Source organism: Helicobacter pylori, from assembly GCF_030062585.1.
Classification (GTDB): Bacteria; Campylobacterota; Campylobacteria; order Campylobacterales; family Helicobacteraceae; genus Helicobacter; species Helicobacter pylori_CN.
Window position 1 is genome coordinate 52737 of sequence record NZ_CP071935.1, and the last position, 24463, is coordinate 77199.

At 39.7% G+C, this 24463-nt stretch carries 21 protein-coding genes, 1 tRNA gene and 1 pseudogene; 5 read left to right on the forward strand and 18 right to left on the reverse strand.

Going from position 1 to position 24463, the window contains the following annotated elements:
• Positions 1-18: 18 nt before the first annotated feature.
• The 8 genes and pseudogenes from miaB to J5F42_RS00270 all read right to left on the reverse strand — a co-directional run bounded on the left by miaB (position 19) and on the right by J5F42_RS00270 (position 8868).
• Entirely contained in the window at positions 19-1332 is a 1314-nt protein-coding gene (gene miaB, locus J5F42_RS00235; protein ID WP_080304554.1) for a tRNA (N6-isopentenyl adenosine(37)-C2)-methylthiotransferase MiaB, read from the reverse strand.
• Between the two features lie 9 nt (positions 1333-1341).
• Complete coding sequence (locus J5F42_RS00240) at positions 1342-1584, reverse strand: nuclease (RefSeq protein ID WP_000780061.1); 243 nt, start codon at positions 1582-1584, stop codon at positions 1342-1344.
• 60 nt (positions 1585-1644) lie between these two features.
• Positions 1645-2874 carry an adenosine deaminase gene (locus J5F42_RS00245; protein ID WP_283491358.1) on the reverse strand — a complete coding sequence of 410 codons (1230 nt, stop codon included), beginning with the start codon at positions 2872-2874 and terminating at the stop codon, positions 1645-1647.
• The gene (locus tag J5F42_RS00250) at positions 2859-3995 is read right to left on the reverse strand and encodes an amidohydrolase family protein (RefSeq protein WP_097699621.1); all 1137 of its coding nucleotides are present in this window, start codon (positions 3993-3995) and stop codon (positions 2859-2861) included. The genes J5F42_RS00245 and J5F42_RS00250 overlap by 16 nt, the downstream gene beginning before the upstream one ends.
• A gap of 9 nt (positions 3996-4004) precedes the next feature.
• Positions 4005-4724 carry a cytochrome c biogenesis protein CcdA gene (locus J5F42_RS00255; RefSeq protein WP_283491359.1) on the reverse strand — a complete coding sequence of 240 codons (720 nt, stop codon included), beginning with the start codon at positions 4722-4724 and terminating at the stop codon, positions 4005-4007.
• Positions 4725-4779: 55 nt separating this feature from the next.
• Positions 4780-7350, reverse strand: a complete 2571-nt coding sequence (locus J5F42_RS00260; protein ID WP_097699622.1) for an ATP-dependent Clp protease ATP-binding subunit — start codon at positions 7348-7350, stop codon at positions 4780-4782.
• A gap of 72 nt (positions 7351-7422) precedes the next feature.
• A pseudogene (locus J5F42_RS00265) lies at positions 7423-8182 on the reverse strand (DNA-methyltransferase).
• Positions 8179-8868, reverse strand: a complete 690-nt coding sequence (locus J5F42_RS00270) for a BsaWI family type II restriction enzyme (RefSeq protein WP_198973079.1) — start codon at positions 8866-8868, stop codon at positions 8179-8181. The pseudogene J5F42_RS00265 and the gene J5F42_RS00270 overlap by 4 nt, the downstream one beginning before the upstream one ends.
• 112 nt (positions 8869-8980) lie before the next feature.
• Between J5F42_RS00270 and J5F42_RS00275 the strand changes: the two genes are divergently transcribed.
• Positions 8981-9595, forward strand: coding sequence for a hypothetical protein (locus tag J5F42_RS00275; RefSeq protein ID WP_097699623.1), 615 nt, complete (start codon positions 8981-8983; stop codon positions 9593-9595).
• A 12-nt stretch (positions 9596-9607) separates the two neighbouring features.
• The gene (locus J5F42_RS00280) at positions 9608-10720 is read left to right on the forward strand and encodes a DNA methyltransferase (protein ID WP_097699624.1); all 1113 of its coding nucleotides are present in this window, start codon (positions 9608-9610) and stop codon (positions 10718-10720) included.
• 18 nt (positions 10721-10738) lie between these two features.
• On the opposite strand, the gene xseA is transcribed toward J5F42_RS00280, so the two are convergent.
• The 7 genes from xseA to hopF form a co-directional block, all read right to left on the reverse strand.
• On the reverse strand, positions 10739-12001 hold the full coding sequence (xseA, locus tag J5F42_RS00285; protein WP_097699625.1) for an exodeoxyribonuclease VII large subunit: 1263 nt from the start codon (positions 11999-12001) through the stop codon (positions 10739-10741).
• 12 nt (positions 12002-12013) lie between these two features.
• On the reverse strand, positions 12014-13069 hold the full coding sequence (gene rseP / locus J5F42_RS00290) for an RIP metalloprotease RseP (protein WP_198973078.1): 1056 nt from the start codon (positions 13067-13069) through the stop codon (positions 12014-12016).
• On the reverse strand, positions 13066-13734 hold the full coding sequence (locus J5F42_RS00295; RefSeq protein ID WP_097699626.1) for a MotE family protein: 669 nt from the start codon (positions 13732-13734) through the stop codon (positions 13066-13068). The genes rseP and J5F42_RS00295 overlap by 4 nt, the downstream gene beginning before the upstream one ends.
• Positions 13727-14155: a flagellar export protein FliJ gene (locus J5F42_RS00300; protein ID WP_097699627.1), complete on the reverse strand. Its 429-nt coding sequence runs from the start codon at positions 14153-14155 to the stop codon at positions 13727-13729. The genes J5F42_RS00295 and J5F42_RS00300 overlap by 8 nt, the downstream gene beginning before the upstream one ends.
• On the reverse strand, positions 14152-15387 hold the full coding sequence (gene purA, locus J5F42_RS00305) for an adenylosuccinate synthase (RefSeq protein WP_097699628.1): 1236 nt from the start codon (positions 15385-15387) through the stop codon (positions 14152-14154). The genes J5F42_RS00300 and purA overlap by 4 nt, the downstream gene beginning before the upstream one ends.
• A 100-nt stretch (positions 15388-15487) precedes the next feature.
• On the reverse strand, positions 15488-16897 hold the full coding sequence (gene hopG, locus J5F42_RS00310) for a Hop family outer membrane protein HopG (protein WP_283491360.1): 1410 nt from the start codon (positions 16895-16897) through the stop codon (positions 15488-15490).
• Positions 16898-16909: 12 nt separating this feature from the next.
• Positions 16910-18346 carry a Hop family outer membrane protein HopF gene (gene hopF / locus J5F42_RS00315; protein WP_283491361.1) on the reverse strand — a complete coding sequence of 479 codons (1437 nt, stop codon included), beginning with the start codon at positions 18344-18346 and terminating at the stop codon, positions 16910-16912.
• Between the two features lie 158 nt (positions 18347-18504).
• Between hopF and J5F42_RS00320 the strand changes: the two genes are divergently transcribed.
• From J5F42_RS00320 to nikE, 3 genes are all read left to right on the forward strand, one after another.
• Positions 18505-18580 (forward strand) — tRNA-Ala (locus J5F42_RS00320).
• 105 nt (positions 18581-18685) lie between these two features.
• The gene (locus tag J5F42_RS00325) at positions 18686-19708 is read left to right on the forward strand and encodes an ABC transporter permease (protein ID WP_025455362.1); all 1023 of its coding nucleotides are present in this window, start codon (positions 18686-18688) and stop codon (positions 19706-19708) included.
• Positions 19709-19717: 9 nt separating this feature from the next.
• Positions 19718-21268, forward strand: coding sequence for a nickel ABC transporter ATP-binding protein NikE (gene nikE, locus J5F42_RS00330; RefSeq protein ID WP_283491362.1), 1551 nt, complete (start codon positions 19718-19720; stop codon positions 21266-21268).
• A gap of 48 nt (positions 21269-21316) precedes the next feature.
• On the opposite strand, the gene J5F42_RS00335 is transcribed toward nikE, so the two are convergent.
• Genes J5F42_RS00335 through J5F42_RS00345 form a run of 3 tightly spaced genes read right to left on the reverse strand, consistent with a single transcriptional unit; the run spans position 21317 to position 24450 of the window.
• A complete protein-coding gene (locus J5F42_RS00335) occupies positions 21317-21856 on the reverse strand; it encodes a DUF2393 domain-containing protein (protein WP_283491363.1) in 540 nt (179 codons plus the stop codon).
• A 6-nt stretch (positions 21857-21862) separates the two neighbouring features.
• Entirely contained in the window at positions 21863-22951 is a 1089-nt protein-coding gene (locus tag J5F42_RS00340) for a prohibitin family protein (protein WP_001121047.1), read from the reverse strand.
• A 20-nt stretch (positions 22952-22971) separates the two neighbouring features.
• Positions 22972-24450, reverse strand: coding sequence for a DEAD/DEAH box helicase (locus tag J5F42_RS00345; protein ID WP_283491364.1), 1479 nt, complete (start codon positions 24448-24450; stop codon positions 22972-22974).
• Positions 24451-24463 lie beyond the last annotated feature (13 nt).

Genomic DNA, 24463 nt, shown 5'->3' on the forward strand with positions numbered 1-24463 from the left:
CTGCTCTTTATGGGGTGTTTAGTTGCCTTTAATGGCCGCTATCAAGCGCCCTTTGGAATGAGAAATAATCTCCACTTTTACAAGCTCGCCCGGATTTCTTTTTTCTTTACAAGTTACTTCAATGAATTTCCCCGTATCGCTGCGCCCTTCAAAACCCACGATTTGATTATCCATTTCACGCCTGTTTTCCACCAACACCACATGCGTTTTACCCACTTCTAGCTTGGCTTTTTCTTCTAAAATTTCTTTGTGCCTGTTTTGCAACCTCTCCAACCTTGAAGATGAAACCTCTAAAGGCACTCTTTCTTTCCAAGCTCCCGCTTCAGTGAAAGGGCGTGGGGAGTAAATGAAACTATAGAGCGTGTCAAAGCGCACTTTTTCTAGCACCTCCATCGTGTCTTCAAAATCCTTATCGCTCTCATTAGGAAAGCCCACGATAATATCCGTGCTAATGCCCACTTCAGGCACTAAAGCTTTTAACCTCTCCACCCGATTTAAAAACCACTCTTTACTATAACCTCTTCGCATCATCTTTAACACCGCGCTAGATCCACTCTGTAAGGGCATGTGGATACTCTTACACACTTTAGGGTTTTTGGCAAAGCGTTCTAAAAATACATCATTCATGTGCAAGGGGTGAGGCGAAGTGAATCGTATCCTTTCAATGCCTGGAATTTCGCTCAATTTATCCAACAAATCGCTAAAATTAACTTTCGCATGCTCGCTGCTAAAACGCACGCCATAATTATTCACATTCTGCCCTAAAAGCATGAGCTCTTTAGTGCCGTTATTCGCTAATTTCTCAGCTTCTTTTAAAATCAAATCCATAGGGATAGAAATTTCTTTCCCCCTAGTGTGCGGGACAATGCAATAAGCGCATTTCTTATCGCAACCTATAGAGATGTTTAATAGCGATCGGATTTGAGCCTTTTTTTCAAAAAATTCAAACGCATACGCGCTTTCATCATAATCAATCGCCACTTCAACGGCCTTTTCTTTATGGATCACTTGAGAGATTTTAGACACATTCCTAGCCCCTAACACAAAGCTCACGCTTGGGGCTTTTTTCAAAATATCCGCTCCCATGTGGCTTGCGGTGCACCCGCAAACCCCGATTTTGGCGTTAGGTTTTTTGATTTTAGCGAATTGACCGATTTCTGAAAACAATTTCCGTTCAGGCTTTTCGCGCACGCTGCAAGTGTTGATTAAAATCAAATCCGCCATTTTAGGGTCGTCAGTCTCTTTGTAATCCAATTTGGATAGTTCGCTTAGTAAATGCTCGCTATCCCTAGAATTCATGGCACAACCCATGGTTTCAATATAAACTTTCAATACAAGCCTTTAAATAATGTGCAATTCATAAAGAAAATCTTTTTCATCAGTGCTGACCCTCACCTCATCTAAATAAGCCGTATGGCCCTTTTCTTTGAAAAAATCCACCGCTTTGAGCATGTCTTTATGGGCGTTTGTGGGGGCAAAATAGAAAATAGAACGCTTGTCTTCACTAAATTTGCGATACAAATCCTCTAATTCCACGCTCTTAGCGTCTGATTTTCTTGTATTCTTGGCTAAAACTAATTTCATTGACTCTTTCCTTAATTGATTTGGATTTCTCATTTTAACGCATTCTGTCTTTAAAACAAATTAGATCACCCTTTTCCCCCCTAAAAACAAGCGCTCCACTTCTTTAGCATGCAATAAAAATTGCAAGATCGCTTGCTCTTTGGTAAATTTTTCATTAAAACCAAACACGCTCAAATCCGCCCTTTTGTTGGCTTCTATCTCGCCATTATTTAAAGCTAAAGCTTTAGCCCCATGCCTAGTCGCCCCTAAAAGAGCTATTTTAGCTAATTCTAATAACGGCATGTTATGGGTGAGCAAAAACGCTCTTAATTCGTCTAAAAGGCTCAGCGAAATGTTAGAACTCAAGCCATCAGTGGCCACGCTCACGCTCAAACCGGCTTCTTTAGTTCTTTCTAAATCCAACGCTTTCCCACTCAATAGGCGGTTAGAAAAGGGGCATGTGATTAAAAAAGCGTTTTTGACTTGAGATTTAATCCTTTTTAACACCTCCAAAGAAGCGAACTGGTTATGCACAAATAAAGTGTGCGTGTCTTTAAACATGTCAATGTAATCGTTCGCGCCTTTATAGAGCGATTTGAAATGAGACTCTTTTAAAAAATGCTGGTAAAAATTTTCAAACCACCCTTTAGAGTTTTCCACCCATTCTAATTCTTCAAGCGATTCTAAAAAATGGGTAGAAAGCAGGCTTTGTGAATCTTTAGCTAATTGGATGACGCTTAAAGCCATGTCTTTTTGAACCGAATAAGGGGCATGCACAGCCAGAGCCGCTTTAAGCTTTTTGTCTTCTAAATCTTTTAGCTCTTTAAATTTGGTCTCAAACGCCTTTAATTTTTCTAAAGAATAGCTGCTCCCTAAAAACTCTAAAAACACGACAGCATTCAAAGGGCTTTCTTTTAACAAATTAACTTCTATCAGGTGGTTAGAAATCGCCCCCACGCTCCCCACCCCGCTTTTTAATTGCGTAATGATGGCGTTTTGAATAGCCCCTTGGCAATTTTCTAAAATCGCTCCCCCATTGTTTAACACGCTCCCTAACCAGCCAGAAAAACTCCCGTAATCAAAACTCGCCTTGTTGTTGGAAAATTCAAAATGGGTGTGCGCGTTGATAAAAGCGGGCAACAGAACGGAATTTTCAAAAAACTGCGCCTTTAAGTGGGGGTATTTAAGCGTTAAACTTTGATAATCGCCCGCTTCAACAATCTTTTCATCAAAGACCACGCCATAATCTTCTAACACTTCGCACTTTTCATTACACAAAAAAACTAAAGACGCTCCTATGATTTCTTGCATGCATTCTCCTTAATAAATGTGGTTTGCCCTTTTAAGATCATTCTTTGCACTTCACCATGCAATTCCAAACCATAAAAGGGCGAATTTTGATTACTCACTCTTGTTTGAGCGTTTAAATCCACGATCATCAAATTGGCTAATTGGTTTTCTTTAACCTCGCCTGCATTGAGTTTTAAAAACTTAGCTTGGTTAATCGCCATGACTTTAATGAGCTGTTGGAGGCTGATAACCTTTTTTTGAACTAAAAAAGTATAAGCCACGCTAAAAGCGTCCTCTATGCTCTCGCACCCAAACGCGCTTTCTTCAAAAAGCTCTGCGTTAGAATTTTTAGAAGCATGAAGGCTTGTGAGCATGGCGATTTCGTTATTTTTTAGGGCTTCTTTTAGGGCGTTTTGACCTTCCTTATCCCTTAAAGGAGGGGCGATTTTAAATCGTGGCTCATAATCTTCATACACGCTCTCATCTAAAACTAAATGGCTTAAGGGCGTTTGGGCTTGTAAAAGCGCTCCTAAATCGTTAAAGGCTTTGATGAGTTTGAGCGTGGTAGCGCTATTCACTTTATCTAAAAGCACAGGGATTTGTAACGCTCTAGAAACTTCCATGAAACGCACCAAGCGCGTGTTTTCAAACGCATTTTCCACAAAATTTTGCCCCAATTCATAGGCTAATGCCCCACTATTTAGGGTTTCAAAAGAATTTTCTAAAGAGACTAAAAGAGGCAAGTTGTAGGATTTGGCATAATGGCTGATGAGTTCTAAAAAAGCGTCAGATGGCGCGATTAAAATTTCCCCCCCTTTATTTTTAAGCGTGGCGATATCGGCTAGTTGGTTGTTTTTAATCGCCATGATATTTTTAATGCTGCTTTGATCGCCATTAAAAACATTGAGTAACCCTACCCCCCCTTTAAAAGCCTTCTGTTTTAAATTTTCATAACCCTCCAAACAAGTAACGCTCAAATCAATGAAGCTTGGCAGCACGAATAATTTATCGCACTCAACCACTTCTTCATTATTAACAGGGTTTAAGTTTTCTTCAATCTCTGTAATGAGGGAATCTTTTAAGCGGATATCCGCTCTTTTTAAAACCTCATCATCATAAAACGAAGCGTTTTTTAACAGCATCAAACCCTCCTAATTTTGTAAAAAGTTAGTCAGGCTTTCTAAAGAATTTGTCATGATCAATATTCCCATTAAAATAAGCACCAACCCCGAAACAATTTCAATCGCGCGGTTGTATTTCCTTAAGGATTTTAAAAACAAAAGCGCTCTTTCTAGCATTAAAGCCACCAATAAAAAAGGGATCGCCAAGCCCATTACAAACACCACCATAAGGATTAAACCATAAGTGTCCTTACTCGCGCTCATGATCACTATAGAAGTGAATATCGGTCCGATGCATGGCGTCCAGCCCAAAGCGAAACTCATGCCCAAAAGAAAGGGGTAAAAGCGCTGCATGCTATTAGATTTGCTCGCTAAACGAACGCTTTGAGTTTTATACAAAAATGAAAAACGAAACACGCCTAAAAAATGCAAACCAAAAAGGATCACAATCCCCCCAGCGATATAATTCACCCAGGCAAACGAAAAGCTATGGATAAGCTTAGCCATAGACATGCCAACGCCCAAAAACACGAGCGAAAACCCCACCACAAACATCAAGGATTTTAAAAAAACCGAAACCCTTTTAGCCTTACCATCTTTAATATCCTCTAAAGAAATTTGAGAAATATAAGACATATACGCCGGGATCAAAGGCAACACGCAAGGGCTTAAAAAAGTTAAAATCCCAGCTAGAAGCGAAGTTAAAAGAGGCGCTGTGTCAAAGAGATTAACAAGCGTGTTATCAAACATCATTCAATCCTTTTTCAAAATAACCATTTCTTGTCTTTTTTAGGATAACCAAACCTCACTTAATCTTAGGCACAATCTCGTTATTTTCTACCACAAACGCCACGCTGTCATTCTCTTTAATTTTATCCTCTAAAATGAGTTCAGCGAGCTTGTCTTCTACCATTTCATAGAGCGCGCGCTTTAAGGGTCTAGCGCCATAAAATCTGTCAAATCCCGCTTCGGCGATCAATTCTTTTGCCTTTTCGTCTAGGGTTATATTAATGCCCCTTTCAAGCGCTTTTTTTTGAATGTTTTCAAAGAGTATCCCCACGATATTTATGATAGCATGACTATCTAGGGCGTTAAAGGAGATGATTTCATCTAGGCGGTTTAAAAATTCCGGCTTGAAAAATTGCCTCAAGCTCTCTTTGATCGCTTTTTGTTTGTCGGCTTCACTCAAATTTTCTTCTAAAAGCACGCCGCTAGCCACATTGCTGGTTAAAATCAAAATCGTGTTTTTGAAATCCACCCTCACGCCCTTACTATCGGTTAAATGCCCCTCATCTAAAACCTGCAACAAGAGGTTAAACACATCCGGATGGGCTTTTTCCACTTCATCTAATAACACCACGCTATAAGGCTTTCTGCGCACCGCTTCGGTCAATTGCCCGCCTTCTTCATAGCCCACATACCCAGGAGCGGCCCCAATAAGACGGCTGATAGCGTGCTTTTCCATGTATTCACTCATGTCAATTCGTATAAGATTTTTATCGCTATCAAACAAGAATTGTGCCAAAGCTTTAGCGCTCTCGGTTTTACCCACGCCTGTTGGTCCTAAAAAGAGGAAACTCCCTATGGGCTTGTTGCTATCGCTAAGGCCGGCCTTATTCCTTTTAATCGCTTTAGCGATCGCTTTGATCGCTTTTTCTTGCCCCACCACTCTTTTTTGCAATTCGCTTTCAATGTTTAAAACCCTATTTTTTTCGCTTTGGAGCATTTTTTGGACCGGGATGTGCGTCCATTGGCTCACGATCTCAGCGATGTTGTTTTCGGTTAAAGCGTTTTGCAACAACGCCCCGTTTTGTTGCATCGTTTCCCATTTATACTGCAATTCTTTTTCTTTCTTTTCCTTTTCAGGGATTTTAGAGTATTCAATTTCAGCCGCTTGCTGGTAATCCCCATTGCGTTTAAACCTTTCGGCTTCTTTTTTCAAGCTTTCCATTTCCATTTTCAAGCGTGAAATTTCTTTGAACACTTCTTTTTCGTTTTCAAATTGCGCTTCTAATTGGATTTTTTCTTCTTTCAAATCGCTCAATTCTTTAAGGATTTCTTGCATGCGTTTGTGGTTGCTCTCTTTGTTTTCCATTTCAAGGGCTTGTTTTTCCATTTCTAGTCTTTGAATGGAGCGCTTCACGCTAGAGAGTTTGGCCGGCTCTGATTCCATTTGCATTTTTAATTGAGCCGCCCCCTCATCAATCAAATCAATCGCTTTATCGGGCAAAAACCTATCGGTGATATAACGGCTAGAGAGTTTAGCGCTCGCTATGAGCGCGGAGTCATTGATGGTGATATTATGGTGCGTTTCTAAAGTTTCTTTCAACCCCCTCAAAATCTGTAAAGCTTCATTGATGCTAGGCTCATTGAGTAAAATGGGTTGGAAACGCCTTTGTAGCGCCATGTCTTTTTCAAAATACTTGCGGTATTCTTTTAGAGTGGTCGCTCCAATCGTGTGCAATTCCCCCCTAGCGAGCGCGGGTTTTAAAATATTGGCCGCATCCATGCCCCCCTCACTAGCCCCAGCCCCTACAATCGTGTGGATTTCATCAATGAATAAAATCACATTCGCGCTTTTTTTAACTTCTTCAATCACCTTTTTCAGGCGCTCTTCAAACTCGCCTCTGTATTTCGCTCCAGCCACCAATAAGCTCAAATCTAAAGCGATAACCCGTTTGTTTAAAAGCGTTTTAGGCACTTCCTTATTCACAATGCGTTGGGCTAGCCCTTCCACAACAGCCGTTTTCCCCACTCCAGGCTCACCTAGTAAAATAGGGTTATTTTTTGTTTTTCTTATCAAAATTTGCATCATGCGAATGATTTCTTCATCTCTTCCGATCACGGGATCCAGCTTATTTTCTAGGGCTTTTTGCGTCAAATCAATGCCAAATTTTTCTAAACTTTCCAAGTTAGAATCATCGTTTTTATCCTGAATAGTCCTGCCTTTTCTTAAAGATTCTAAAGTTTTTTGCAATTCCTTAGTGTCTAAATAAGGTTTTAAAACGCTTTCAAAAAGGCTCATGTTCGCCAAAAGATACACATCGGTAGCGATGAAAGAATCGCCCGTTTTAGCCATCAAACCTTGAGCGTTTTCTAAACTTTGGATTAGAGCTTGGTTTAATTGGATATTTTGCTTGCTGATTTGTGAAACTTTAGCGAACTTATTCAACTCGCTTTGAACGCTAAGCCTTAAAGCTTCAATATCCACAGGCATTTTTTGTAAGGCTTGAATGAGAATGCCTTGGGAATTATTGAGCATGGCAAAAAGCATGTGCAAGGGCGTTACTTCAGCGTTTTTATGGTGCAAGGCTAAAGCGAGCGCGCTGTCTAAAGTCTCATGCAATTGGTCAGTCATTTTTTCAAATAAATTCATTATCAATCCTTTTTGAGTTTTAAAATCTTTACTATTTTACACTATTTTAACCCTCAAAGGTTTTTAAAACGCTCACACTAACGACAAACTCTCTAAAATACGCTTTTTAGACAACTCGCAATATTCTTTTTCAATCTCTAAACCCACGCTAAAACGCCCTAAAGCGTTCGCCTCTAAAATAGTCGTGCCAGAGCCGCTAATAAGGATCAAAAATCGTGTCTTCTAAAAAAGAAAACAATTGGATGCAACACCTGGGTAATTCCCTTGGGAATGGGGCTGGGTGCTTTAAGCGTTTTTTGGATTCACCGCTAAAACTCCATAACCCATTAGTATAGAGTAAAAATTCCTCTTTACTGATTGTAGAAGTTTGTTTTTTTCGCTTGTATTCGTTTTTATAAAAAACAACAATCAACTCCACAGGAGCGATCGCATAAGGTGCGCTAGCTTGCAGCCAACTCCCCCAAGCGGTGCGTCTTGAAATATTGCTTTCATTCCAAATGATCGTATTTTGGTATTTCCAACCGCATTCTTTAGCCACTATAGTAATATCAGCCCCTAAACTTTGCTTGCCGTGTTTATTCGTATCTAAAGGGACATTCAAGCACAACCTCGCCTGTTCCTTACCCCAAAAATAACAATTTTTAAGCCAATTTTTACACCAATTCAAATAATCATCATAAGCCCTAAAATCATTGCTCCCTTGATACTCAATACTCAAATTATAGGGCGGTGAAGTGATGCATAAATCATAAAAACCTTTTTCAAAAGTCTCTAAAACGCTCGCATCGCCATGGTATAAATCCAATTTCTCCAAACTGAAATAAGGTTTCATAAAAGCCTTTTTAAATCTTCTAACAAATTTTCTATGCCCTTAATTTTAGAGCTTTGATCAAAATGGCTTTTGGCTAAATAAAGGCCATCTAGTTCATGCTCCATAACGATCCTAGCCTTTTTAGGCTTGTCTTTAAAGCTGATTTCATCATCGTTATCCGGCGTTATCATGAAAACTTTAATGTGAGAAGTTATAGGCGATTGTAAGAGTTTTAATTTCCAATAAGGCGTTTCTGTGAAACGCTCTCTAAACGAATTTTTTACCGATAAAATCGCTAGGATTTTGACATTATCCTTGTTGGTTTGATAAAGAATAATATCTGGCAACACGCTATATTCTCCAAAATGCACCAATAAAGCCCGTTTGACTCTATCCAGCTCGCCATTAATGCACTTAGCCCTTAAGATTTTATCGTTCGTCATTTTGACATTGTTTTTAATACAGAAATCTTTTAATAAAAGTTCTATGATTTTTTCTAACGCTCTTCCAACCGCGCTGACAAAGCCTTGTCTGGCCAAAATACTGGCCTCTTCCTTGCTTTTATTTTGCTTCATATAATCGTTCATTTTATGGTTTAAAAAGCGTTCTTTTTCTTGCGCGTAAAAAACCTGCAAAAACTTGTAAGGCTCAGGGTATTCTCTCATAAAATCTTTAAAACGCTCTAAAATAATATCCGCTAAACCCAATCCAAACACCTTAATCAACAGGAATCAATCAAATTATAATACAAAACTTTTTGATAATGGCTGGCGTTTGAAACAAGCTATAATATTGACATAATTTAATCAAGGGTCAGATATGCAATTTTTAAATCAGTCTTTAGGATTTTTTAATAAGGGGTGCTTTGAACCCATTGACAGAAACTTCATTACAGAAAGCTATCAAGCACTAAAGCCGATTGAAGAAATTCAAAATAAATACAATAAACATGACAACGATTCATTTTTGAATGAATTGAGAGATAGCATGGTAGCTTTATATTTAGATTATGATCTCATCAATACCCAAAAGCATGGCCTTGATGCTAAAAGAAGTTCAAGCGATGAATTTTTAGAAATCAAACAAGTATCTTTTCAAAGTAAAACTTGGAGTGCGACTTTTAATGACACCACTTTAGAAAAAGCCAAAGTTTTTTGCGATATTAAAACGACTTTAGCCGTGGGTGTTTGGAATAATATTTCTAATCTTTTATTCATTGTTTATGGAAAGCACCCTGAAATGGGATTGTATTTAGAGCAAAAAGTGAAAGAGTGTCATAACGAAAGGAGGCATTCAACTCAAACGATAGGAATTAGTAAATTAATCAAAGAATTTGAATTTAAAATGAAACCCATTGATTCAAAAGAACAAGAGCTTATCAATCTTTTTAATCTTAAATTTGGTCATTTTTCTTGGGAAAACCATCTTGCATAAAGTTTTTATAGCATCCAAACGATCTATATAGACCCCCCTTATAACACCAAGAGTTTTAATTTTGAATATGAAGACGATCATGCTGATTATGAAAAATGGATTGAAGAACATTTGATTTTAGCAAAGGCTGTGTTAAAACAAAGTGGTTGCATCTTTATTTCTATGGACGATAATAAAATGGCTGAAGTTAAAATCATTGCCAATGAAATTTTTGGAACGCGCAATTTTTTAGGCACTTTTATCACCAAACAAGCCACAAGATCCAACGCTAAACACATCAATATTACCCATGAGTATGTTTTAAGCTACGCCAAAAATAAAGCGTTCGCTCCTAGTTTTAAAATCTTACGAACGCTTTTGCCCATTTATGCTAAACCCTTGAAAGATTTAATGCAAACGATTAAGAATGTTTTTAAACAAAAAGGACAAGCTCAAGCCCAACTTGCCCTAAAAGAACAAATCAAAGAGTTATCTCAAAAAGAACATTTTAATTTTTTAAAAAATTATAATTTGGTGGATGAAAAAGGTGAGATTTATTTCGCTAAAGATCTATCCACGCCTTCACACCCACGCAGTGTAGCGATACAAGAAATCAATCTTTTTTTAGAACCCTTAAAAAGCAGAGGGTGGAGCAGCGATGAAAAGCTTAAGGAGTTATATTATCAAAATAGGCTTATTTTTAAGAACAATCGCCCTTATGAAAAATACTACCTAAAAGAATCGCAAGATAATTGTTTGAGCGTGTTAGATTTTTATAGCCGACAAGGCACAAAAGATCTAGAAAAATTAGGCTTAAAAGGGCTTTTTAAGACGCCAAAACCTGTAGCATTGATTAAATATTTATTATTATGCTCCACCCCTAAAGATTCTATTATTTTAGATTTTTTTGCAGGCAGTGGGACAACAGCGCAAGCGGTTATAGAAGTTAATAAGGATTATTGTTTGAATTGGTCTTTTTATTTGTGCCAAAAAGAAGAAAAAATTAAAAATAACCCGCAAGCTGTTAGCATTTTAAAAAACAAGGGGTACCAAAACACGATTCCAAACATCATGCTATTGCGTTTAGAAAAGATCATCAAAAGAAGTGAATACGAGATTTTAAAAACAAAATCTATTTTATTTTAAATATTATTTTTCAAACCCCTATACCCTATCCACGCTCAAAATTTCAGCGCTCGCTCTGGCTTTTTCATTACTCAATTCAATTTTATCGCCCCTTTTTAATGCCTCTAATTCTATCGCTTGATTATTTTTATTCACCAACGCCCCGAATTGGGGTAATTTCAAATATGCATGAGCGAGTTTGAGGGCGTTTTCTAGCCTGTTTAAGCGCTCTGTTTTAGTTTGTAAAAAAGGGCTTGTTAATGTTTGAATAGAGATTTTTTCTAAAAGCGTTTTTTTAAAGCGTAAAAATTCTAGGGTTTTATTTTCTAGAGCGATTTTTAATTTTTCTAGTTTTAAGGTGTTTAAATGGTGCTTGTTTTCAAAACTCAATCGTTTCAAAGAGACCGCTAAATGCTCTAAATGCACCTTTTTTTGGTGGAGCAAAGTTTTAAAAGAGCGGTGCAATTTCACATTAAACCCATCAAGTCTTTGCAACCATTCATCGCTATTAGGGAGTAAAATCTCCATCGCGTTTGAAGGCGTAGAAGCCCTTAAATCCGCCACTAAATCGCTCAATAAAAAATCGCTCTCATGCCCAATAGCTGACATGCTGAAAGTTTTAGCCAAATACAGAGCGTCAGCGATTTTTTCATCATTGAAAGAATACAAATCCTCCATGCTCCCTCCACCCCTAGCCATTACAATCGCATCAAAAGCGTTTTTTGTGTCATGAAAACTATCCGCATAAGCGATGCTCTCCACCACGCTTTGAACGCACCCTTCCCCTTGCATTAAAGTGTTGATACAGACTAATTCGCATATTGGCCATCGTTTGGAAGCGATCTTTTTCATGTCCGCCCAAGCGGCTGAATTTTGAGAAGTGATGACTGCCACTCGTTTAGGAAAACTTGGCTTGGGTAATTTATTGGCTTCATCAAAATAGCCTTTAAGGCGTAATTTTTCTTTCAATTGCTCTAAAGCTAAAGTTAATGAACCTATCTCTTTAGGCTCTATTTCAAAGCAATTGATTTGATAATCCCCCCTTGGAACATACACGCTAATGCCCCCAAAAACAACCATTTCCTGCCCTTCTTTTAAAGCGAATTTGAGCCTGTTAGCGTTCCCTTTAAACAGCACGCATTTAATAACCGACTGGCTGTCTTTGAGCGAAAAATACGCATGGCCGCTCACCTTATGGACAGTCAAATTACTCACTTCCCCTTGAACCCTAACTTGCAAAAAAGTCGCTTCTAGAAGGGCTTTGATTTGCGCATTGATTTCGCTCACGCTCAATACATGCATCAACTCCCCCTTTTATAGCAAACGAGTGATGTCATTGAAAAGCCCTAAAAACATGATAAAAACCAAAAACCCCACCCCCGCTAGCCACAACGCATTTTGTATGGGCGTTGGCAAAGCGATATGAAAAATATTTTTAAAAACGACCCCTAGCATTTGCGCCCCATCTAAGGCTGGAATGGGTAATAAATTTAAAATCCCTAAATTGATAGACAAAAACGCCCCAAACAACAAAAGCATGCTCAAACTATTCGCATGGCTTAACGCTCCCACAATGCCTACCACCCCACTCAATTCTTTAACTGAAGCGCTTCCCATAATCAAACGCCTTAAAGAATCCCCAATCAAAACAACGCCCTCTTTAAACCGACTCAAGGCCTGTTCAAACGCTTGAAACACGGAATAAGAGACAACGCCCATTTTTTGCATGTCCGGCTTGATGCCTATCGCTTTATACCGGATCATTTCATTAGGATCATTAGATTCGCTTATCATCGCTACGATTTTGGGGGTTAGGCGTTTTTCTAAAATCTGATTGTTTCGCTCTATTTCTAAAATTAACTCGCCTTGAGAATGCACTACTATGTCTCTAATCTCTCTAAAACTCGCTATTTTTTGATGGTTGATAGAAAGGATTTTATCCCCCTTTAACAGCCCGGCCTCTAGCGCGTTTTTTTCTAAGTCGCCAATGATTGGCAGTAAGACTTTTTCCCCGCTCAATGCCAGAAAAAAATACACTAAAATCGCAAAAAGAAAATTAAAAAACGCCCCCCCAAATAGTATCCATAGCTTTTGGAAAGGGCTTTTTTGCGCGTAGCTATCATTTGCTTGATTAATTTCATTTTCTTCATTTTCTTCTTTATCCATGCCCTTTAATTTCACATAGCCCCCAAGCGGGATCAAAGACAAAGCGAATTGCGTGCCAAAAAGCTTAAAAAAACAGAGTTTTTTACCAAAACCAATGCTAAACACTTCCACCTTGACCCCGCAAATCCTAGCAATAACAAAATGCCCTAACTCATGGACAAAGATTAAAAACGCCAGCATTAAAACCGCTATAATGAACATCATACCCCTGCAGGCTCTTTGGTGTTAGGATCTTTTAGGGTTGGCTCTTTGGGAGGCGTGGGTGGTGTGGGGGGCGTGGGATCTGTGGTTTTTTGGCTTTCTTTATTTTCTTTATTTTCTTTTGGGGGTTTTTGCCACAACTCTGTCAAAGCCGCCGCTTTTTTAGGATCCATTTTGGCTAAAATTTTGCCTAATTCTTGAGGTTTTAGCGCCATTAAAATTTCTAAAGCGTTTTGAGTGGGCAAATTTTCTAAAATCAAGGCAGACTTAGAATCTTTCATTTTAGAATAAGTCTCGCCAATCTTGCTGTCTTTAGCCTGCTTGATTTCTCTTAAAATGCCTTCATTTTCTTCTATCAAATTTTTAAGGCGTTTTTTTTCTTCCGTTTGTAAGGTTTTAAAGGCTTCTTCTTTAGCGGCTAAATTTTTCAGTTTTTCGTCTATTTCTTTTTCTTTTTTGCTTAACAGATCGTTTTTTTCATCTAAAAGGCGGGCGTTTTCGGTTTGCAAGATCCTTAAAGACTGCTCTTTTTCACTCAATTGGCGCAAATCGTCTTTTAATTCGGCTTTTTTAGATTCAAAAATCGCAGAGCATTGCAACAATTCTTGCGCGGCTTCTTCGCCAAAGAGCGCTTGTAAAATCAAGCCCATTAACAAGATTTTACGCATGCAAGCCCCCTTTTTGCCAGTGTAAAATCATGGCGTTTTCGTCCAAAAGGGCCTGCTCTTTTTTTTCCAAAATTTTCTGTTCTTTTTGCTTTTCATTTTCTAAAATGATTTTAGCTTTTTCTAATTCCTGGTTAGCCAAAAAATAATCTTTTTCTAAAACTTTTAAATCCTTGTTTAAATTCTCGCCCTCTTGTTGGCAATATTCTATCTCCATTCTTAGAGTGCTTTTTAATTGCTGGGTTTGTAAAAAAAGGCTCATTCCCCCCAACTCAGGGTTTTTAAACGCGCTCAATTGGGCTTGTTTGTCCAAAATTTCTCGCTCGTTTTGTTGCAATTCTAAACGCTTGCTTTCAAGCTTTCGCTCTATTTTTTCTAACGCAAGGGTTTTTAATTGCACCAACACAGAAGCGAATTTTTTCATAGAAAAATCGTGTCTTCTCTTTCAGGGCTTGTAGAAATAAGACCAATTTTCACCCCCACTTCTTTTTCAATAAAACGGATATACTCTCTAGCGTTTGGCTCTAAATCGTCTAATTTTCTCACGCCCACGCTTTTTTCCCAGCCTTTAAAAGTTTGATAGATCGGTGCGCAACCTTTCAAATCGCTAGGGAAAGCCTCTAATCTTTCGCCCTTTCTTTCATAAGCCACGCACACCTTAATCGCATCAATCCCGTCTAAAACGTCTAATTTCATTAAGGCTAATTGCGTACAACCATTCAAAGCGCAAGCGTATTTTAAAGCCACCAAATCCAGCCACCCGCAACGCCTTGGGCGCTTGGTTGTCGTGCCAAACTCTGCGCCCTTAGTCCTTAAATGATCGCCCATGGGTGTAGCGTCTTCGCTAGGGAAAGGCCCATTACCCACACGAGTAGAGTAGGCTTTCGTGATGCCTATCACTTCATTGATCGCTTTAGGGTTTAAGCCGGTGCTCACGCATGCGCTAGCGCTCGTGGTGTTAGAGCTTGTTACAAAAGGGTAAGTCCCTAAATCAATGTCTAAAAGCGTGCCTTGCGCCCCTTCTAGCAGGATTTTTTCACCCTTTTGGTTCGCTTCTATCAGCATGCTTGTCGTGTCTTTGATAAAGGGGCGGATTTTTGGGGTGTATTGTTTAAAATACTCTCTCAAATCTTTTTCGTAATCCTCGCCCAAATCATACGCTTCTTTAAAAGGCTCAATAGCTTTGAAATGCGCTTTTAGTTTCTCTTCTAATATGGTATCGTCTAATAAATCCCCCATTCTTATCCCGCTCCTGGCCATTTTATCCTCATAGCAAGGGCCTATGCCTTTTTTAGTCGTGCCGATGTTTTGAGATTTTTCTTTAAAAGCGTCTTTTTTGGCATGATAAGGCAAGATCACATGGGCTCTGTCGCTGATAAACAAACGATTTTCTAAATCCTCAAATGCGCTGATTTCTTCGCACAAATCCTTAATACTCACGACCACCGCGCTAGAAATGATATTCTTGCATTTGGGGTATAAAACCCCTGAGGGCATTAAATGCAAAGAATGCTTAACCCCCTTATGCACAATGGTATGCCCCGCATTATGCCCGCCTTGATAGCGCACCACAAAGTCATAATCTTTAGCGATCCTATCAACAATCTTTCCTTTCCCCTCATCTCCCCACTGAATCCCCACAACGACATCTGCCATAAAATATTATCCTTAAAACAAAGTAGATTGGATGGTTTAAAAGCTTGTTAGAATACCAAAAAAAAGTAAAAAGCCCCTTTAAGCTCTAATAAAAAAGAGCTTAAAACCCTATCGTGTAATTGATATAGAACGCATACAAACGCCTGTAATCCACATCAGCCCCATTGGCCCTCAAATACCTTTGATTGATAGCTGGGATTTTCACGCCAAATTCCATACCATGCTGAATGCTTTGAGACGCGCTCAAAAACCGGCGGTGCATGGTGCTGGCAAAATGAGCCCTTAAGCCCAAATTAAACAAAAATTGGAAATTCGTGGGAGTGGGGTATTCTTTAAACGAGTTTTCAATTTGACCTCTTAAAGAGCTATCCCAAGTGTTACCCGCTATTTGAATGCCCCCAAACACCCCCACATTCAAGGACTGATCGCTAAAAACCCTTCTAAAGATATTCCATAAAAAGTCCGTGCCAGCGCCATAAGTAAAGATATTCGCTTTAACAGCACTGCTAAGACTGCCCAATTGCGTAAAGCCATAATCAAAGAAAGCGTAATATCGTAAGCCTATATTCCTCTTGTTCCCAAAAAATTGCTTGTAGCCCACTTGAATACCAAAGCCATTAATAACCCCATGCTGAGAGCTTTTGCCTGGCCCAAATTGGGGCAAGTAAGGTTCATCGTAATTCTTTAGCATTCCTCCTAGCTGTTTTAGATTCTCTTGGTAAATAGCGATTCGATCCGAGATGGTTTTCACATCCTTTTGGAGCATGGCCCCTGCACCACCGTTCTTCAAGTTTTCTGCAATTTGGCCTAGCTTTGCTGCAGAAGTGTCATTAAAAAGCTGCATTTGGGCTAATAGCCCTTTTAAAAACACCGAATTGCTATCTAAATTCACTCTTGTAAGCGCGTTTAAAAGCGCCACGCTTTCCGTGGCTAAGAGACTGAATTCATTTTGAGAACCATAGAGAACTTTTATAATCCCCACATATTCAGGAACAACTCCATTATTGCTGCCATTATTACTATTATTAACCAAGTTATACAACACATTACTCAAATACACTTGCAAGGCTTGAACGCTATAAGCGTTTTTATTCGCTTCAAAGCGTTGCTCAATTTGGGGGAGTATTTTTTTAAACTGGGTTAATTCTGCGTCGTTGTTGCCAACAGTTGTATTAGTATTGACAATTTGATTGCCTATCCCTAAAAGAGCGTCCATGGTCGTGTTTGTCGCTAAGGCTAAAAGCCCGTTACCCCCTGCCATACCCACGCCCACTTGGCGGAAATCATCAATGACACTATTCCTTAGGGTGCTGCCTTTGTTATTGATGTTTTGTTGTGCACCACCGATTTGATAGCCCACTCCCATATAAAAGCCATCGTCTTCAGCTAACGCCACGCTTAAGGGAAGGCTAAAAAGCAGAGCGGTTTTCAAAAGCCCCTTTTTAAGCGCGTGGTATTGACCTTTTTTCATTCTTGTATTCTTTATCTCTTTTGTATTGGTGTTTTTCATCAAGAGCCTTCCTTAAAAACCGACTGAATAGCCCACATAGAAGCTAAAATTCCTCATATAGCTCGCGCTTGAGCCTTGGGTTGCAAAATATTTATGAGCGATAACAGGGATTTTCACCCCAAATTCTATCCCTTGGTCTAGCCTGTGCTTGTTGAAATTGGTTTTTGCAAAGTTGGTGCGCACGCCCAAATCAAACAAAAACTGGAACGAGCTAGACTTGACATCAGGCCTTTGCCCGCTCAACAAGTTCGTTACATTCGTGCTCCAAGTTTGCCCTGCAATTTGAGCACCAAAGAAAAGACCGATCGTAGTCCTTTCCCTCCTTCTAGAGCGTTCATACACATTGTATAAAAAATCCGTTCCTACCCCATAAGTAACAAGATTCGCTCCCACTTTTAAATTCGTATCGCCAAAATTTGCATAGCCATAATCCAAAAACCCGTAATACCTTAAGCCAACATTTTTCTTATGGGTGAAAAATTGTTTATAGCCCATCTTAGCCCCAAAGCCGTTCATGCTCGCTGACTGATAATCTTTGAGCGAAAAGAGGTTAGGAATATAAGAAATCTTATAAAGAGAACTAGCCGAAGATTCAAACTGACCTAAGCTCGCGTTAATGATGTTTATGACTCTATCTAGCCCTTTCCTATAGATAAGCTGACTCCCGCTAAAACAAGGCGATGCACTGCTACAGATATTTTTTTCAATAAAACTCCCTAACCCCAAAGTCTCACGATCTAAAGAAATCCCGCTCTTAATCAAAGCATTCAGCTCGCTAACCGTAGAATTAGCCCCTATCAAGCCCGTTTGCGAAGAAAAATTTTGCATGCCCGTGGCAATATCGCCCACGCTCACGCCGTTATACGATCCATTAGTCCCGCCCGCGCCTAAAAGCATGACTTTCATGATGTTTTCGTATAGCTGTCCGTTATTGTTTTGTTGGATTTTGCTCAAATCCACTTGCCCTAAAGCTAAAACGATGTTTTGAGCCACTAAGAGCATGCTATCAGTGATACCGATTTGTTCTTTCCCTACATCCACCACCAAAGGCTTAATGACACCCTGACTAGCGTATTGTTGAGATAGATCTAATAGTTTTCCTAAAATCCCTAGAGATTCTTTTAAATTGACTAAGGCTTGGTTTGATGGTCCGTTTTGTGGTTGTGCATTGTTTTTCAGGCTTTCACTCAAAAGAGTTGCTGTTTTATTCCCTAAAATATCCAAGTAGTAGGATAAGGGAATGGCAGAAGTTTGCAACCTCACAGCCCCATCTCTAATCAATTGCTTTAATTCTTGCGCTTGGGTAAAGCCTGGATTTTTCAATTCCTGTCTGGCCAAACTCGTTTGGTAATCTATGACAAAAAACGCCCCATCTTCTTCAGCGTTACACAAAGACATGCTCGCTAGCAAGGAAAGAGCGATCATTTTTTTAAAGGAGTGGTTTTTCAAAAATATCCTTTTTGCTTTGATAAGTGATTTTACTTAATCCATAAAAGAAACTTTCTAATTTTAAGATAATCATTCTTAATTTGCTATTAAGTGTTTCAAAAAAGCATCAAATTGACATCTTTTAAGCAAAATGTTATAATGCTCGCTTAATTTTATTTGGGGTGTTAGCTCAGTTGGGAGAGCACAACGCTGGCAGCGTTGAGGTCAGGGGTTCGAACCCCCTACACTCCACCATTATTTATTACGCTTATCCTCTTTCTTTATGGATCAAACCCATTTTCTTGCTAGTATTACCCATAATTAATTATAATCTTAGGAATTGTTTTTCATCAAGGGAGTTTGAGCGTGAGCAGTTTGTTTAAAATGCGTATTCTTAGTTTTAAAAAGAATAAGCGGGCGGTGTTTTCACTCTATCTTTTTATCGCTTTATTAGCGCTTTCTCTTTTAGCCCCCTTGTGGGTCAATGATCGCCCTTTATTCATCTATAAAGACAATAAAGCGTATTTCCCCATGTTTAAAAATTATGCGGAAGTGGAGTTTGGAGGCGATTTTTTCACCCCTACGGACTATAACGATCCTTATGTGAAGAACACGCTTTTAAAAGACGCTTTCATCATCCATGCGCTCATCCCTTATAGCTACGATACAATCATTATGGATTTAGACTCGCCTGCCCCCACCCCCCCAAGCTTCAAACACCTTTTAGGCACAGACGATCAAGCCAGAGACGTGTTAGCCAGGCTGGTTTATGGCTATCGGGTTTCGTTAGTGTTTGGGATTTTACTCACCCTTTTTAGCGTTCTTATTGGCGTGAGTTTGGGGGCGTTTCAGGGGTATTATGGAGGGCTAGTGGATTTAGTGGGGCAAAGGTTGAGCGAGATTTGGAGCGCGATTCCTATGCTTTTTTTACTCATTGTGATTTCTAGCGCATTTAATTCCAATTTTTGGATCATCTTGTTTTTAGTCTTGCTCTTTAGCTGGATGGGGCTTTCTCAAGTCGTGCGCACGGAATTTTTAAAAGCAAGGAATATGGACTACACTAAAGCCGCTAGAGCGCTTGGGGTGAATGATTTAAAAATCATTTTCTACCATGTTTTGCCCAACGCTTTAGTAGCGACGATCACTTATGTGCCGTTTTTAATGGCGGCCAGTATTTCTACTTTAGTGTCTTTGGATTTCTTGGGTTTTGGCATGCCCATAGGGAGCGCGAGTTTGGGCGAATTAGTCAATCAAGGCAAGGATAATCTCACCACGCCCCATTTGGCCATCGTTGCGTTTGTAGCCATTAGCTTGTTGCTTTCTGTTTTGGTGTTCATTGGCGAAGGGGTGCGCGATGCTTTCAACGCTAACATGCTCAAATAAGGGGGTTACATGCTAGAAATCAAAAATTTAAACTGCGTTTTGAATGCGCATTTTTCGCTCCAAAACATCAATATTTCGTTAAATCCTAGCGAAAGGGTGGCGATCGTGGGCGAGAGCGGGAGCGGGAAAAGCTCTATCGCTAATCTCATCATGCGTTTAAACCCCAGATTCAAACCCCATAATGGCGAAGTGCTGTTTGAAACAACCAACCTTTTAAAAGAAAGCGAAGAATTTATGCAACATTTAAGGGGAAATATTATCGCTTATATCGCTCAAGACCCCCTATCCAGCCTAAACCCCTTGCATAAAATCGGCAAACAAATGAGTGAAGCCTATTTTTTACACCATAAAAACGCTTCTCAAACGCTCCTTAAAGAACAAGTTTTAAACGCCATGAAACAAGTCCAATTAGATGAAAAATTTTTGGATCGTTACCCTTATGAGTTGAGCGGAGGGCAGCGCCAAAGGGTGTGTATCGCTATGGGTATTATTAATGCGCCCAAACTGCTCATTTGCGATGAGCCTACCACCGCGCTAGATGCGCAAATCCAAAACCAGATTTTAGACTTGCTCAAGCAATTGAGCGTGGAAAAAAACATCGCCCTTTTATTCATTAGCCATGATTTAAAAGCGGTCAAACGCTTGGCTGATAGGGTTTATGTGCTAAAAAAAGGCGAGATAGTAGAAACCAATTTGACTAAAGATCTTTTTAATGACCCTAAGCACGAATATTCAAAACTCTTGATTCAGGCCTCAAACTTGCCCGCTAAAAATTTAAAAGCGTTAGACGAGACGCTTTTAGAGGTAAAAGATTTTAGCGTTTATTACTTGCAAAAACGCTTTTTCAGGCCTTCTCTAAAAAAACCCCTTATCGCATCAGTGAATTTTTCCCTCAAAGCCAAAGAAAACATCGGCATCATTGGCGAAAGCGGGAGCGGGAAAAGCTCTTTAGCGTTAGGGCTTTTAAAACTCGCTTTAAATAGCGGAGAAGAAAAGATTTTAGGCCAAAGCGTGGGGCTTTTAAGTTCTAAAGCGTTCAAACCCTACCGCAAGATCTTGCAAATGGTGTTTCAAGACCCTTACGCTTCATTAAACCCTCGCTTAAGCATTCAAAGCATTTTAATAGAAGCTTTGTGCTTTGCTTACCCTAAAGCTTCCAAAGAAGAATGGCATCATTTAGCTGAACTTTGTTTAGAAGAAGTGTGTTTAAACCCTGAATTGCTTAACTTTTACGCTTATGAGCTCAGTGGAGGGGAACGCCAAAGAGTAGCGATCGCTAGAGCGATTGCCTTAAAACCTAAAATCATTCTTTTAGATGAGCCCACTTCTGCTTTAGACAAAAGCATTCAAAAAAGCGTGTTAGAATTGTTGTTAAATTTACAAGAAAAGCAGGATTTGAGCTATTTGTTTATCAGCCATGATTTAGACGTGATCAAAGCGTTTTGCGATAAGGTGTTAGTGATAAGTGAGGGGAAAGTCGTAGAAATGGGCGCTATTGAAGAGGTGTTTGAAAACCCCAAACACGCTTATACGAAGCGTTTGTTAGAATCCAGGCTTTAAAGCTTTATTTTAAAATTCATGCCTTTAAGCGTTTTTAATCGCTTTTTTCTACAAACAAAACAAAGAAACTTGATAAGGGGCTGTTTTTGAATAAGGGTAGTTGTCAATAAAGAATGAAAAGACCTTAGATTCTTTGGGTAAAATCTTTTCTTTAAAGGTTTTTTCATAGCTTTTTTTGACAAACCATTTAAAAGCATGCTCTTCTACAAAATTGTGAGGGTTTTTAAGGACTTCTAGGCGTAAAACGCATTTGTTTAGACTGAATTTGGAATGGTTTTTGACTCCCACTTGCAAAGAAAAGGCGTTGCTATAACTTAAAGGGTTAGCGTGCAAGATGCGTGTTTCTATGGGGTAAATCGCTTGAGTGAGTAAAACCTTCAAAACAAAAGGCATGCTTAAAAACGCACCCAAAAAAGCTGTTGTTGCTATATAGCTAGCTATGCGGTTTCTTAAAAGCAGAGCCAAAAGGAGCAAAACCGCGCAAAAAAGGATTAAAACGCTCGCTATTAAAACGCTGATTAAAGTCGCTTGATTTAAAAAGCCCTTAAAAGACTCCAAAAAAGCTTGGATAAAGGCAAGAGACGCCATGCGTTTTTAAGGCTCTTTAGTCTCAGCGATACTAGATTTAACCTTACTTTTAGTGTCAATCCAAATATTAGGCACAGCCCCACCTGGAGTGAGCATGATTTGAGCGTTGTTGTTCGTTTTTAACGCTTCATTAAACTGGCCTTGAACTTCAATTTGGCGCAGCCTTAAAAGCTTGTCGCTCAAGCTTTGCGAAATGCTTAAATTGGCTTGAGATTTCGCTTTAGCTTCAATCACGATCGCATCCGCCACGCCTTGAGCCTTAATCCTGTTAGCGTCCGCTTCCCCTTTAGCCAGAGCGGCTTGTTTTTGAGCTTCTTGCTTGGATCGTTCCACCTCGTATTTTACCCTTTCTGATTCTTGGCGCGCGATTTGGACTTTTTCAATTTGTTCTTTGATCTTAGCGGGTAAGACGATTTCTCTCAATTGGATAGAGCTTAATTCCACAGGGGTGTTGGGGAGCTTAGAAACTTCTTTATTGATACCGCTATTGATAAGAGCGGCAATCTCGTTGCGCTTAATGGGTAAATCTTCAGCCGGATAGCGCCCCACGACAGATCGCACCACATCGCGCACCACAGGGTTGATGATCTTTTGCTCCCAAGACAAGCCATAAGTAGCGATCGTTTGGGGGGTGGTTTGGGGGTTTAGGCGGTATTGCACGGTGAGTTCAATAGAAACGGTCAAACCCCTACTATCCATCACATTAATAGCGTCGTTTCTAAAAATCCCTTGGTTTTTACCCGCCACGCCCATGTCTTCGGTGCGTGAAAAATTGATATTTCTGATCCTTGTATCCACAATAAGAATGTCTTGAATGATAGGCACAAAAAAGTGGATTCCTGGCTGTAAGGGGGTGGGTTCGTATTTCCCGGCGGTAATTTTAATACCAATTTCTCCTGAGCTAATCACTTCAAAAGGCTTGGCCAAAAAAGCGATAACGCCCAAAAGGACAATGACAATCAAAACCGATAGTTTTTTGGAATTAAAAGAGTTAGACGGCGGGATGAAACGCCCCCCATTATTAGGTGTGTTGGGCGTGGGGTTTTCTCTTTGAGGATTTTTCTTTTTTAAATGTTCGTTCAAATCAATGGGCATGAATTTCCTTTTTAAATATTTTAACGGCGTTTGGGTTTTTTAGAATAACGATTCGTTTTGGGGTGTTTGTCTCTGTGCTGACCCTTTTTAAAAGAGTGCGCTGGCTCGTGCTGGTGCGTTTTTTTGTGAGAGGGTTTTGGCGTTTTTTCTTTAGGGTTTTGAATCGCATCAATTTCTTGCTGGTTCAAGCCGATTTTGCTGGTTTCAAACTGCAAACTCAAAAGTTTTAAAACCAATTGAGACGGCTCAAAAATTTCGGTAAGCTGTTCATAAAGGCTGATGATCCCTTCAGACACTTTAGCGTCATGCAAGGTTTTGATGATCTGATTTTCGTTAATGGTGGGGATTTCAAAAAGTTCAATCTCTGAATCAATTTCTTTTTGCATGCGTAAAAGCTCTTTGTATTCTAAAGGGGTTACTAAAGTGATCGCCATGCCTTTTTTGCCCGCTCGCCCGGTTCTCCCGATGCGATGGATATAGCTCTCAGTGTTTAGGGGCAAGTGGTAATTAAACACATGGCTTACACCGCTAATATCAAGCCCACGGCTCGCCACATCCGTAGCCACTAACACATCAGCGTCATTTTTTTTAAACGCCATGATAGAAGCACGCCGATCCCTTTGATCCATATCCCCATGCAAGGCGGTGCTTTTGTAATTTTTAGAAGCAAGGAATTGGTGCAATTCATCGGCTTCTTTTTTGGTGCGCGTGAAAACAATGCTCTTTTTGGGTGCTTGGGTGTCTAAAAGGCGCATGATCGCTTCGGCCCTCTCATGCTCGTTGATCACATAAAAGCGTTGGGTGATGTCGGTGTTAGTGATATTAGAAGGAGCGATATGGATTTTAATAGGGTTTTCTAAAATCTTATCCGCTAGTCTTTTAATCGGCTCTGGCATCGTGGCTGAAAAAAGCAAAATCTGCGCTTCGCTAGGGAGGTAGTCAAAAATCTCTTCAATATCGTCTAAAAACCCCATATCCAACATTTCATCGCTTTCATCTAACACGACCACTTTAGGCACAAATTTATGGATGCGCTCATTCTTTAAATGATCCAACAGCCTTCCTGGTGTAGCGATCATCACTTGGGGGTTTTTCTTAATGAATTCGCATTGTTTTTTAACGCTCTGACCTCCATACACGCACACGGTTTTAGTCCTGGTGTGTTTGCCCAATTTAAAAATCTCATCGCTAATTTGCATGGCTAATTCTCTAGTGGGCGTGATCACTAAGGCCTCTATGGTGTGGTTGTTTTTAAGGTTGTTGATAATGGGCAGAGCGAAAGCGGCGGTTTTTCCTGTGCCTGTTTGGGCTTGCGCGATGACATCTCGGCCTTGCAAAACAGCCGGAATGGCCCTTTCTTGAATGGGGCTTGGGGAAGTGAAACCGGCTTCATAAACGGATTTTAAAACCGATTCTTTTAAGCCCAAATCATTAAAACTAGGCTTATGATAAGCGTCATCATCAATTTCTGTAGGAAGTGGTGGTTGATTCAATTCCATGGGAGATTCATAC